This window comes from Streptomyces sp. WY228, assembly GCF_019287315.1.
In the GTDB taxonomy this organism is placed as follows: Bacteria; Actinomycetota; Actinomycetes; order Streptomycetales; family Streptomycetaceae; genus Streptomyces; species Streptomyces caviscabies.
In genome coordinates this window covers 4,498,858-4,510,738 of sequence record NZ_CP079114.1, presented here as the reverse complement: position 1 = coordinate 4,510,738, position 11,881 = coordinate 4,498,858, and the positions used below count along the sequence as shown (strand labels likewise).

12 protein-coding genes are annotated in these 11,881 nt (G+C 69.5%); 4 read left to right on the top strand and 8 right to left on the bottom strand.

Features of this window, described 5'->3' with window-relative positions; translation table 11 throughout:
* Positions 1 to 41 precede the first annotated feature (41 nt).
* Positions 42 to 587 (bottom strand): YbjN domain-containing protein, encoded by a 546-nt coding sequence (locus tag KV381_RS19775; RefSeq protein ID WP_030082039.1) that lies wholly within the window; start codon positions 585 to 587, stop codon positions 42 to 44.
* Between the two features lie 159 nt (positions 588 to 746).
* On the bottom strand, positions 747 to 3,332 hold the full coding sequence (clpB, locus tag KV381_RS19770) for an ATP-dependent chaperone ClpB (protein WP_218785884.1): 2,586 nt from the start codon (positions 3,330 to 3,332) through the stop codon (positions 747 to 749).
* A gap of 145 nt (positions 3,333 to 3,477) precedes the next feature.
* Between clpB and KV381_RS19765 the strand changes: the two genes are divergently transcribed.
* Positions 3,478 to 3,879, top strand: coding sequence for a pyridoxamine 5'-phosphate oxidase family protein (locus tag KV381_RS19765; protein ID WP_030082035.1), 402 nt, complete (start codon positions 3,478 to 3,480; stop codon positions 3,877 to 3,879).
* A 140-nt stretch (positions 3,880 to 4,019) separates the two neighbouring features.
* Here KV381_RS19765 and KV381_RS19760 read toward each other — a convergent pair whose 3' ends face one another.
* A complete protein-coding gene (locus tag KV381_RS19760; protein ID WP_003967571.1) occupies positions 4,020 to 4,340 on the bottom strand; it encodes a hypothetical protein in 321 nt (106 codons plus the stop codon).
* Entirely contained in the window at positions 4,337 to 4,585 is a 249-nt protein-coding gene (locus tag KV381_RS19755) for a hypothetical protein (RefSeq protein ID WP_143665840.1), read from the bottom strand. The genes KV381_RS19760 and KV381_RS19755 overlap by 4 nt, the downstream gene beginning before the upstream one ends.
* Before the next feature lie 109 nt (positions 4,586 to 4,694).
* On the opposite strand from KV381_RS19755, the gene KV381_RS19750 reads away from it, so the two are divergent.
* Both KV381_RS19750 and KV381_RS19745 read left to right on the top strand, forming a co-directional pair.
* Positions 4,695 to 5,699, top strand: coding sequence for a hypothetical protein (locus KV381_RS19750; protein WP_030633543.1), 1,005 nt, complete (start codon positions 4,695 to 4,697; stop codon positions 5,697 to 5,699).
* A gap of 97 nt (positions 5,700 to 5,796) precedes the next feature.
* Complete coding sequence (locus KV381_RS19745; protein WP_218785882.1) at positions 5,797 to 6,321, top strand: hypothetical protein; 525 nt, start codon at positions 5,797 to 5,799, stop codon at positions 6,319 to 6,321.
* A 93-nt stretch (positions 6,322 to 6,414) separates the two neighbouring features.
* On the opposite strand, the gene KV381_RS19740 is transcribed toward KV381_RS19745, so the two are convergent.
* From KV381_RS19740 to dnaK, 4 genes are all read right to left on the bottom strand, one after another.
* Positions 6,415 to 6,867, bottom strand: a complete 453-nt coding sequence (locus KV381_RS19740) for a heat shock protein transcriptional repressor HspR (RefSeq protein WP_007452885.1) — start codon at positions 6,865 to 6,867, stop codon at positions 6,415 to 6,417.
* Between the two features lies 1 nt (position 6,868).
* Positions 6,869 to 8,062, bottom strand: a complete 1,194-nt coding sequence (dnaJ, locus tag KV381_RS19735) for a molecular chaperone DnaJ (RefSeq protein WP_030082025.1) — start codon at positions 8,060 to 8,062, stop codon at positions 6,869 to 6,871.
* 96 nt (positions 8,063 to 8,158) lie between these two features.
* The gene (gene grpE, locus KV381_RS19730; RefSeq protein WP_030082023.1) at positions 8,159 to 8,812 is read right to left on the bottom strand and encodes a nucleotide exchange factor GrpE; all 654 of its coding nucleotides are present in this window, start codon (positions 8,810 to 8,812) and stop codon (positions 8,159 to 8,161) included.
* A complete protein-coding gene (dnaK, locus tag KV381_RS19725) occupies positions 8,809 to 10,662 on the bottom strand; it encodes a molecular chaperone DnaK (protein WP_030082021.1) in 1,854 nt (617 codons plus the stop codon). The genes grpE and dnaK overlap by 4 nt, the downstream gene beginning before the upstream one ends.
* A 526-nt stretch (positions 10,663 to 11,188) precedes the next feature.
* Here dnaK and KV381_RS19720 point away from each other — a divergent pair.
* Positions 11,189 to 11,842 (top strand): sugar transferase, encoded by a 654-nt coding sequence (locus tag KV381_RS19720; RefSeq protein ID WP_218787262.1) that lies wholly within the window; start codon positions 11,189 to 11,191, stop codon positions 11,840 to 11,842.
* Positions 11,843 to 11,881 lie beyond the last annotated feature (39 nt).

The window sequence follows — 11,881 nt, the reverse complement described above, 5'->3', positions numbered from 1 at the left end:
CGTGATGACCCCCTCCCGGGCCGCTGAGGTGGACCGTGGCGTCAGGCGCCCGCGGGCTCCTCGCCGTCCTTCTTGTCCTCGGCGGGCTGGATGCCGAGGCGCTCGACGAGCCACTTGTCGAACTCGATCGAGGCGCGCACCCAGCTCACCGTCGAGGAGACGAAGTGCTCCAGGCTGACGCCGGTGCCGATGAGCATCTGCGCCTCACCGATCAGCCGGACGGAGCCCGCCTCGCCCTCCTCGCCCTCGTGGGCGTGGGTGTAGACCTTGGGCCACAGGGTGCGACGGTTCCAGTCGTCGATCGCGTCCAGCAGGACGGGACGCTGGTCGAGCGCGTGGGGGCGGTCGTAGAACGTACGGACCGAGAAGACCTGCTGCTCGTCCTCGCCCCGGAACATGAAGTAGGTCCGGAACTCCTCCCACGGCGCCGCGAGGTCGCCCTCGTCGTCGACGACGTACTTCAGCTCCATCTGGTCCAGGAGCTGCTTGACGAGGTCCTGGTCAGGGACGACGGGGCCCTCCGGTCCTGCCGCCTGCGGTTCGGGCTGGCCCCCGAAATTAGGAATCGAGGACGGATCGATGCTCACCGTTATTTCCCTTCGTGCGGTAGGCGGCCATCCTCTCCCATGGCGGGCGGGGCATGGCAAGCCCCGGCGGTCCCGATCCGCCACAAGCTGACAGACAGCGCGTGGGAACGGGATCCGCCGGGCTTTCACCCACAGCCTGCGACGGCCGGTGACCGGCGGTTACGAGGCGGGGCCGACGACCAGTCCGTCCTCGGCCCGGTCCACCCGTACGGTGTCACCGTCGCGGACCTCACCGGACAGGATCTCCTTGGCGAGCCGGTCGCCGATCGCCGTCTGGATGAGCCGGCGCAGCGGCCGCGCCCCGTACGCCGGGTCGTTGCCCTCCTGGGCGAGCCAGGCCAGCGCCTCCGGGGTGACGTCGAGGGTGAGCCGCCGGTCGGCCAGCCGGGCCGCGAGCCGGTCGATCTGGAGCCCGGCGATGTGCGCCAGCTCGTCGCCGGAGAGCGCCGAGAAGACCACCAGGTCGTCGAGCCGGTTGATGAACTCCGGCTTGAAGGAGGCCCGCACCACCTCCAGCACCTGTTCCTTCTTCACCTCGGGCTTGACCAGCGGGTCCATGAGGAACTGGCTGCCGAGGTTGGAGGTGAGGACGAGGATGGTGTTGCGGAAGTCGACCGTGCGGCCCTGGCCGTCGGTGAGCCGGCCGTCGTCGAGGACCTGGAGCAGGATGTCGAAGACCTCGGGGTGGGCCTTCTCCACCTCGTCCAGGAGCACGACGCTGTACGGGCGGCGGCGGACGGCCTCGGTGAGCTGGCCGCCCTCCTCGTACCCGACGTAACCGGGCGGGGCGCCGACGAGCCGGGCGACGCTGTGCTTCTCGCCGTACTCGCTCATGTCGATGCGGATCATGGCCCGTTCGTCGTCGAACAGGAAGTCCGCGAGCGCCTTGGCCAGCTCGGTCTTGCCGACGCCGGTGGGCCCGAGGAAGAGGAACGACCCGGTGGGCCGGTCGGGGTCCGCGATGCCCGCCCTGGTCCGCCGTACGGCGTCGGAGACGGCCTGCACGGCCTCGCTCTGCCCGATCAGCCGCCTGCCGAGCTCGCTCTCCATCCGCAGCAGCTTCTGGGTCTCGCCCTCCAGCAGCCGGCCGGCCGGAATGCCGGTCCAGGCGCCGACCACGTCCGCGATGTCGTCCGGGCCGACCTCCTCCTTGACCATGGTGTCCTTGGACGCCTCCTGCTCCGCCTCGGCGGCCTCCTCCAACTCCCGCTCCAGGCCCGGGATCTCCCCGTACAGCAGCTTGGAAGCGGCGTCGAAGTCACCGTCGCGCTGGGCACGTTCGGCCTGGCCGCGCAGCTCGTCGAGGCGCTCCTTGAGCTCACCGACCCGGTTGAGGCCCTGCTTCTCCTTCTCCCAGCGGGCGTTGAGGCCGCGCAGCTCCTCCTCCTTGTCGGCGAGGTCGCGGCGCAGCTTCTCCAGGCGCTGCTTGGAGGCGGCGTCGGACTCGTTCTTGAGCGCCAGCTCCTCCATGCGCAACCGGTCGACGGAGCGCTGGAGTTCGTCGATCTCCAGCGGCGAGGAGTCGATCTCCATACGGAGCCGGGACGCGGCCTCGTCGACCAGGTCGATGGCCTTGTCGGGGAGGAAGCGGGAGGTGATGTAACGGTCGGAGAGGGTGGCGGCGGCCACCAGCGCCGAGTCCGCGATCTGCACCTTGTGGTGGGCCTCGTAACGGCCCTTGAGCCCGCGCAGGATCGCGATGGTGTCCTCGACGGACGGCTCGGCGACCAGCACCTGCTGGAAGCGGCGCTCCAGGGCGGGGTCCTTCTCGATGCGCTCGCGGTACTCGTCGAGCGTCGTCGCGCCGACCATCCGCAGCTCGCCGCGGGCCAGCATCGGCTTGAGCATGTTGCCCGCGTCCATGGCGGAGTCGCCGCCCGCGCCGGCGCCGACGACGGTGTGCAGCTCGTCGATGAAGGTGATGATCCGGCCGTCGCTCTCCTTGATCTCGGAGAGGACGGTCTTCAGCCGCTCCTCGAACTCGCCGCGGTACTTCGCGCCGGCGACCATCGCCCCGAGGTCGAGCGAGACGAGCCGCTTGTTCTTCAGGCTCTCCGGAACATCGCCCTTGACGATGCGCTGCGCGAGCCCCTCGACGACGGCGGTCTTCCCGACGCCGGGTTCACCGATGAGCACGGGGTTGTTCTTCGTCCGGCGCGACAGCACCTGCACGACGCGGCGGATCTCCTGGTCACGGCCGATGACCGGATCCAGCTTGCCCTCGCGCGCGGCGGCCGTGAAGTCGGTGCCGAACTTCTCCAGGGCCTTGTACTGGCCCTCCGGGTCGGGTGTGGTCACCCGGCGCCCTCCCCTGCTCGTCTCGAACGCGGCCAGCAGCTTCTTGGCGCCGGCCCCCTGCCCTTCGAGGATCTCACCGGCACGGCCGCCCTTCGCGGCGATCCCGATGAGCAGGTGCTCGGTGGAGATGTAGTCGTCGCCCAGCTCCTTCGCCCGCTGGGCGGCGTCCTGGATGACGGCGAGCAGCTCGCGGTTGGGCTGCGGCGGGGCCACGGTGGAACCGGTGACGCTGGGCAGCCCGCCGAGCAGCCGCTCGGTCTCGCCGCGCACCAGCGCCAGATCGGCCTCGACGGCGGCGAGCAGATCGACGATGTTCTCGTTGTCCTGACCCTCCAGCAGCGCGAGCAGCAGATGCCCCGGGGTCAGGTCGGGGTGCCCGTCCTTCACGGCCCTGCTGGTGGCCGCGTTGATGGCGTCCCGGCTCTTGTTGGTCAGCTCGGCGTCCACGTGTGGTTACTCCTCCTCGCAGCTGGGGGTCAGGCATACCTCATGCATTGACTTAATCAACGTGCACAAAGTTGAGTCTATTCCACTCAAGGCACTGATCGCACGCGCTGTGAACCCTCGGCGGCGGCCCTCGTACGCTGCCCCCATGGCAGACGTACGCAACCCCTCCCCCGAATACGTCGCGTTCTGGCGCGAGAGCCACCTGTCCACCCTGACGACCCCCCGCCCGGACGGCACGCCGCACGTGGTCCCGGTGTGCGTGACGTACGACCCGGAGGCCGGGGTGGCGCGCGTGATCACCGACGGCGGCAGCCGCAAGGTCGCCCACATCCGCGCCGCCGGCCCCGACGGGGCACGCGTGGCGGTCTGCCAGATCGACCGGGCCCGCTGGGCGACCCTGGAGGGCCGCGCGGTCGTCCGCACCGAGCCGGAGACCGTCAAGGACGCGGAGGCCCGCCACGAGGAGCGCTACGGCCGTCCGCCGCGGATCAACCCGACCCGGGTCGTCATCGAGATCACCCTCGACCGGGCGCTCGGCAGGGCCTGAGACCGTCCGGCCGCGAACGGCCGGGTTCCCGCTTCCGCTTCCGGCCCGGAACAGCACAACGGCGCCACCGTGTTCAGGTCACGGTGGCGCCGCTGTGTGGGGGAAGCGCCTGGAGCGACAGGTGACGACGGGGGAATCGCTCAGGCGCTGCGGGGGGTGGCGGAAAGGGGTTCTGCGTCGAACAGCTCGTGGTCCCGCTGATCGAGATTGACGAAGATCATGCCGTACCTGACGGCGCAGCGGACCGGCTGCGGCGCACCGCGGGGCCGACGGAGACAGCGATAGGCGCGGACGTCCTCGTCCTCTTCCATCACCACGACGATCGGCTCTCCGAACAGGGTGACCATCAACGAGTCGCCACGGCGGGGGAGGGCCGTGAGCAGATCGATGAAATGCCACCCTGAGCGATAGGCGGTAGCCATCTCGCGCCGGAAGGTGCGGTCGTCCGGCGGGGTGCTCATGCGCGGTCCGTCTCGACCGGGGCGAAGTCCCAGCCCATATCGGGCGGCACGCCGACACCTTCAGCGGCTCCCGCCTGCTTCGCAGGCGCCGTATCCCAGGCCAGGTCGGGAGGCGGCGCGGCATGCGACGAGACTCCGATCGCACGGTCGCCATCTCCTTCCAGGCTCAGGGCCCCGAGAGCCACGGAGACCAGCCCGGCGGAGAAGGCCACGGCAAGCACCGAGCGAAGCATTTTCTTACTCATAGTGGGCTTCGTCCTCACTTCCAAGGTTTCCTCTCCCCCGCATCACAAGACGATGGCTCATCAAGGCACGTCAAACCACAGAATCGATGCATCATGTTCCTGCTGATGCATGTTCCTGGGGGGTGGAGAATTGACCACGAATAGAACAAAAGCGACACATCCCCACTCTGTCACCACTTTGTGCGACGAGGGGGCGCGGCTCTACACGAGCGCGCTGAGCGTGGGAAAGGTAGCCCGCGCCGAGGCGGAAGCGGCGCCGTGCCTGCTGGAGCTCGCCCTACTGCATCCCGACCCCGACGATCCCACATGGTTGCGTCCGGTACCGGCGTATGCGGCTCTCACGCAGCGACTTCACCCCATCGAGCGGGAGATCCAGGAGCGAAGACGACTCTCGGTGGAACTCACCGAGGCGTTCGAACCCTTCATGGCCGTCAGCACCCAGGCTCCACCGATCACGCACGCCATCACGGTCGTCGAAGGCGTCAACCGCATCAACGCCTCCATAGCGCTGGCCCTTTCCGAGTGCCAGTCGGAAGTGCTCACCATCCAGCCCGGGGGCGGGCGCAGCGAAGACGCGCTGAACATCGCCATGGAGCGCGGAAACACGCTCATGGAGCGCGGCGTCTCCATGCGCACCCTCTATCAGCACACCGTTCGCCACAGTCAGGGGACTCTCAACTACGTCGCCCGCATGGCGGAGAGCAAGATGGAGATCCGGACGCTCGAAGAACTCATAGAACGCCTCATGATCTTCGACCACACCGTCGCGTTCATCCCCGCCACGGACGACCGGAGCGTGGCCCTCGAACTGCGCCATCCCGGCATCGTGAAATATCTCGTCAAGGTCTTCGAACAGTTCTGGCACCGCGCGGTCCCTCTGCAGGACCAGATTCCTTACGACCCGGGCCCGGAAGGCATCTCCGGCGTCCGCCTCTCCATCGCCAAACTGCTGGTCGAGGGGCACGTCGACGAGGCCATCGCCCGCCGCCTCGGGATGAACGTCCGCACCTGCCGCGCCCACATAGCCAAACTCAGCGCCGCGCTCGGCAGTAACAGCCGGGCACAACTCGGCTATCTGATCGCGCGGTCGGGAATCCTGGAAGAGGATTCCTGACGGCCCGGCCTCCGTCGCGTCCTGCGAGAATTCCGTACGCCAGTCCTGACCGACCTGGCGAACACCTCCCGCGCGACAGAAGGACCACGAAGACCGGATGACCGACACCACCCCCCTGCCCGCCGCCGCCGAGGACGACCACCACGGGGACATCCTGGTCGAACTCACCGGCGAGCAGGCCGAGATACTCATCGTGAGCGGCGAGGGAATCCCCCGCGTCGTCCTCACCCGCGCCCCCGGCGCCGAGGCCGACGCCCACATCGTCATCGGCACCCGCGACCCCCGCCGGCTCACCCTCACCGTCGACGGCCGGGACGCCACGATCAAGCCCGGGAAGGGCAAGCTCCGCCGCCGCTCCTACCGGGTCGACGTCCGCTGCGCGGGTACGTCCTACCGCCTCGTGCCCGACTCGATCGCGAGCAGCAGGCTGACCCGCGACGGCAAGCACATCGGGGACTTCTCCTCGAACGGCGACCGGCGGGTGATCGCCGAATGGCGCGACGGGGCCGCCGTCGAGCCGCTCGACGCGGCGATCGGTTACGCCCTGGCCGCCGCGTTCGGCACCGGCGGCCAGCCGATGTGGATGATGGCGGTCGAGACGATCAGCGAATTCCTGCCGTAGGCGCCGTCCCACACCCCCGGACACGCGAAGGGGCCGGGAGAGCGACCGAACGCTCTCCCGGCCCCGTGGGCGTGCTCCTGAAGGGTCTCCCGCTCAGTCCGTCGGCCGCTTCGGCTTAGGCCGCCAGACCACCAGCGCGCTGGTCTGCTGCACGTCCTGGTACGGCACCAGGTCCCGGCGGTACGAGGCGTGCACCTGGGCCTCGCGCTGCTGCATGGCGACCGCCGCACCGTCCACCGCCGCCGAGAGCTCGGCGACGCGCTGCTGGAGCGCGGCCACCTGGTTCTCCAGCTCGATGATCCGCTTGATGCCCGCGAGGTTGATGCCCTCGTCCTGCGACAACTGCTGCACGGTGCGCAGCAGCTCGATGTCGCGGGCCGAGTAGCGCCGGCCGCGCCCGGCCGTACGGTCCGGGGAGACCAGGCCGAGACGGTCGTACTGGCGCAGCGTCTGCGGGTGGAGCCCCGAGAGCTGGGCCGCGATCGAGATCACGTACACCGGGGTCTCATCGGTCAGCTGGTACGGATTGCGTCGACGGCCGTCCATCTCAAGCTCCCTTCGCAGCCTGGAACAGTTCCGCCCGCGGGTCCTCGTCCGCGGTCGCCTTCCGGTAGGCCTCCAGGGCGTCCCTGGCCTCCTGGCCCAGGTCCCTGGGGACCGCGACCTCCACGGTGACCAGCAGGTCGCCGCGGGTGCCGTCCTTGCGCACCGCACCCTTGCCCCGGGCGCGCATCGTACGCCCGTTGGGGGTGCCGGCGGGAAGTTTCAGGGTGACCGGCGGACCGCCGAGCGTGGGCACCTTGACCTCGCCGCCGAGGGTCGCCTCCGGGTACGTGACGGGCACGGTGACCGTGAGGTTGTCGCCCTTGCGGCCGAAGACCGGGTGGGCGTCGACGTGGACGACGACGTACAGATCGCCGGCCGGACCGCCGCGTTCGCCCGCACCGCCCTTGCCGCGCAGCCGGATCCGCTGGCCGTCGGAGACGCCCGCCGGAATTCGCACCTGCATGGTGCGCGCCGACTTCGCCCGGCCGCTGCCCTTGCAGACGTCGCAGGGGTCCTGGGCGATGAGGCCCCGGCCCTTGCAGTCGACGCAGGGGTCGGTGAGCGAGAAGCCGCCGCCGCTGCCGCGCGAGACCTGGCCGGTGCCGACACAGGTCGGGCAGACCCTGGGGGTGCCGTTCTTGTCGCCGGTGCCGGAACACGCCTTGCAGGGCGCCTGGCTGGACATCCGCAGCGGGACCGTGGCCCCGTCGACCGCCTCGGTGAAGCTGAGCGTCACCTCGGACTCGATGTCCTGGCCGCGCTTCGGCTGGACCCGGGTGCCGGTGGAGCCGCGGTTGAACAGCCCGCCGAAGACGTCGCCGAGACCGCCTCCGCCGCCGCCGAAGCCGCCGCCCGCACCGCCCTGTCCGCCGCCCGGGGCGCCTCCGCCGAAGAGGTCGCCCAGGTCGAAGTTGAAGTTGCCGCCCGCACCACCGGGACCGGCCCGGAAGCCGCCGTTGCCGAAGAGTGCGCGCGCCTCGTCGTACTCCTTGCGCTTCTTGGGGTCGCCGAGGACGTCGTTCGCCTCGGAGATCTCCTTGAAACGCTCCTCCGCCTTGGCGTCACCCTTGTTGGCGTCCGGGTGGAACTCGCGGGCGAGCTTCCGGTACGCCTTCTTGACCTCGGCGTCGGTGGCGTCCTTCGGGACGCCGAGGACCTTGTAGTAGTCCTTCTCGACGAAGTCCTTCGTGCTCATCGACGTCCCTCCTTCCGGACGATCGGCCGAGCGGCCGGCCCGTGGGCCGGCCGCCGGGCCGGTCGGTGTGCACCGTGGTGATCAGACGCGTTGCCGTCAGACCTCCTCGGTGCCACCGCTCTCCTCGTCATCTGCCTTCTTCTCTTCCTTCGCCGCGGCGGGCGTGGCGCCCGGCTGCGGCTCGGCGACGGCCACCCGCGCGGGGCGGATGGTGCGCTCGCCGATGCGATACCCCGGCTGCAGGATCGCCACGCAGGTCGTCTCGGTGACGTCCGGCGCGTAGCTGTGCATCAGGGCCTCGTGGATCGTCGGGTCGAAGGGCTCGCCCTCCTTGCCGAACTGCTGGAGGCCCAGCTTCGCGACCGTGGTCTCCAGCGATTCGGCGACCGACTTGAAGCCGCCGACCAGCTCGCCGTGCTCCCGCGCGCGGCCGACGTCGTCGAGCACGGGCAGGAGCTCGGACAGGAGGTTCGCGACAGCGATCTCCTTGACCGTCACCCGGTCCCGCTCGACGCGGCGGCGGTAGTTCTGGTACTCGGCCTGCAGCCGCTGGAGGTCCGCGGTGCGCTCGCCGAGCGCGGTGCGTACCTGGTCCAGCTGTGCGGTCAGACCGACGGTCGGGTCGGTTTCCCCGGCCGGGACCGCCGCCTCCTCCTCGGAGGGTGCGGCAGCCTTCGGCTCGGCGTCATCAGGGGTGGCGCCGGAGGGGACGTCGGGCTTCTCCTCGAAGCCCGGAGTCTCCTCGGTCACGCCGCACCGCCCTTGGTGTCCTTCTCGTCGTCCACGATCTCGGCGTCGACGACGTCGTCGTCGGCCTTGGCCTGGCCGTCGCCCGGGGCCTCGGCGCCCGGGGTCGCACCCTCGGCCTGGGCGTTGGCGTACATCGCCTGGCCCAGCTTCTGGGAGACGGCCGCGACCTTCTCGGTGGCCGTACGGATCTCGGCGGAGTCCTCGCCCTTGAGCTTCTCCTTCAGCTCGCCGACAGCGGTCTCCACCTCCGTCTTGACGTCCGCGGGGACCTTGTCCTCGTTGTCCTTGAGGAACTTCTCCGTCTGGTAGACGAGCTGCTCGCCCTGGTTGCGCGACTCGGCGGCCTCGCGGCGGGCGTGGTCCTCCTCCGCGTACTTCTCGGCCTCTTCGCGCATCCGGTTGACCTCGTCCTTCGGCAGCGAGGAGCCGCCGGTGACGGTCATCTTCTGCTCCTTGCCGGTGCCGAGGTCCTTGGCGGCGACGTGCATGATGCCGTTGGCGTCGATGTCGAAGGCGACCTCGATCTGCGGCACACCGCGCGGGGCCGGCGGCAGACCGGTCAGCTCGAACATCCCGAGCTTCTTGTTGTACGCCGCGATCTCGCGCTCGCCCTGGTAGACCTGGATCTGCACGGACGGCTGGTTGTCCTCGGCCGTCGTGAAGATCTCGGAACGCTTGGTCGGGATCGTGGTGTTGCGCTCGATGAGCTTGGTCATGATCCCTCCCTTGGTCTCGATGCCGAGGGACAGCGGGGTGACGTCGAGGAGCAGGACGTCCTTGACCTCGCCCTTGAGGACACCGGCCTGGAGCGAGGCGCCGATGGCGACGACCTCGTCCGGGTTCACACCCTTGTTGGCCTCCTGGCCGCCGGTCAGCTCCTTGACGAGCTCGGCGACGGCGGGCATACGGGTGGAGCCACCGACGAGAACGACGTGGTCGATCTCGGAGAGCTGGATGCCCGCGTCCTTGATGACGTTGTGGAACGGGGTCTTGCAGCGGTCCAGGAGGTCCGCGGTCAGCTGCTGGAACTGCGAGCGCGTGAGCTTCTCGTCCAGGTGCAGCGGGCCCTCGGCGGACGCCGTGATGTAGGGCAGGTTGATCGTGGTCTCGGTCGAGGACGAGAGCTCGATCTTCGCCTTCTCCGCGGCCTCGCGGAGACGCTGGAGAGCCATCTTGTCCTTGGACAGGTCCACGCCGTGCCCGTTGGCGAACTGCTTCACCAGGTAGTCGACGACGCGCTGGTCCCAGTCGTCACCACCGAGCTGGTTGTCACCGTTGGTGGCCTTCACCTCGACGACGCCGTCGCCGATCTCCAGGAGGGACACGTCGAAGGTGCCGCCACCGAGGTCGAAGACGAGGATCGTCTGGTCGTCCTTGTCGAGGCCGTACGCCAGGGCGGCGGCGGTCGGCTCGTTGACGATGCGCAGGACGCTCAGGCCCGCGATCTCACCGGCCTCCTTGGTCGCCTGACGCTCGGAGTCGTTGAAGTACGCCGGGACGGTGATGACCGCGTCGGTCACCTTCTCGCCCAGGTAGGACTCGGCGTCGCGCTTCAGCTTCTGCAGGATGAAGGCGCTCATCTGCTGCGGGTTGAAGCTCTTGCCGTCCAGGTCGATCTTCCAGTCAGTGCCCATGTGGCGCTTGACGGAGCGGATGGTCCTGTCGACGTTGGTGACCGCCTGGCGCTTCGCGACCTCGCCGACGAGCACCTCGCCGTTCTTGGCGAAGGCGACGACGGACGGCGTGGTCCTGGCGCCTTCGGCGTTGGTGATGACGGTGGGCTCGCCGCCTTCGAGAACGCTGACGACGGAGTTAGTCGTGCCCAGGTCGATGCCGACCGCACGTGCCATTTCAATTCCTCCAACTGACTACTTGAGTGGATCTGACTCAAGAATGCATGACGCCGACCCAGGAGTCAACAGACCTGAGTCGCTCACACTCAACTTAAGTGCTTATCCCGAGCACATCTGCGCTGACAGCGCCGCCCCACCACCCCATCCGCGCACGCCACACCCCGCGCGCACCACCCACCCCACCGTCCCACCATGGGATCGTTCTGTCACAAAATGCCGTGAGACGGACGCAACCGTCACCGACCGGCAGGTTTCACCGTGGATCGTCACACCATCGAACCTCGAACCCCGGGCGGGCGCGATGCAGAACGCGAGGAAGCCGCGCGTACGACAGAAGAACCAGAGGAGCCACAAGAACCGGAAGAACCAGAAGAACCGGGGCCGGCCGCCCCGCCCCCGCTCCGAGCCGTACGCCGCGGAGCCGCGCGACCCCCGTCCGCACGACCCGCGCGACCCGCGCGACTCTCGCGACCCGCACGACGCGCACGATCCGTACGAACAGGAGCCCCACCCCCGCCCCGCAGTGAGCGGTACGGCCAGGAGCCACTTCCCCTCGCGCCCCGCCGCCCGCCTGGCCGGCCTCAGCGACCGGGCCGGACGGGCGGCTGACCGCTTCCTGCCACACGCGACGGCCGAGCGCGCACTGGACCTGACTCTCGGCATCTTCCTGCTGATCCTGACCGCCCCGGCCGTCGCCGTGACGGCCCTCGCCCTGACCGCGCGGAAGACCCCGGGCGGCGCCTGGGACCGCAGACCCCGGACCGGCCTGGGCGGCCGGGTCTTCGAACTGCGCACCCTGCGCACCCGCAGACTCCGGCTGGACCTGTACTCCCGGCTTCCGCACGTCGTACGCGGCGAGCTTTCCCTGGTCGGACCCGCTCCGCTGGCCCCGGGCGACCCACGCGCCGCCGGGCCGGGGGCCCGGCGGTGGCGGCAGGAAGTGCGGCCGGGCCTGACCGGACTGGCCCAGGTGCGCGCCCGCTCCGGCATGCCGTGGGACGACCCCGCCCTGCTGGACCAGCACTACGCAGAGCACCATGGAGTCGTGCTCGACCTGGCGATCCTCGCCGAAGCCGTACGCGGTCCACTGCGATCGGGGCTCCGGAAGGTCCGCCGAACCAAGGCACACCTGAGCGACACAGATCACCGCCCGCCCGGCTGCAGCGGGGTGGACTAAGTGGATAGTGTCAGCACAGACTAATTAAGTTACTGCTTA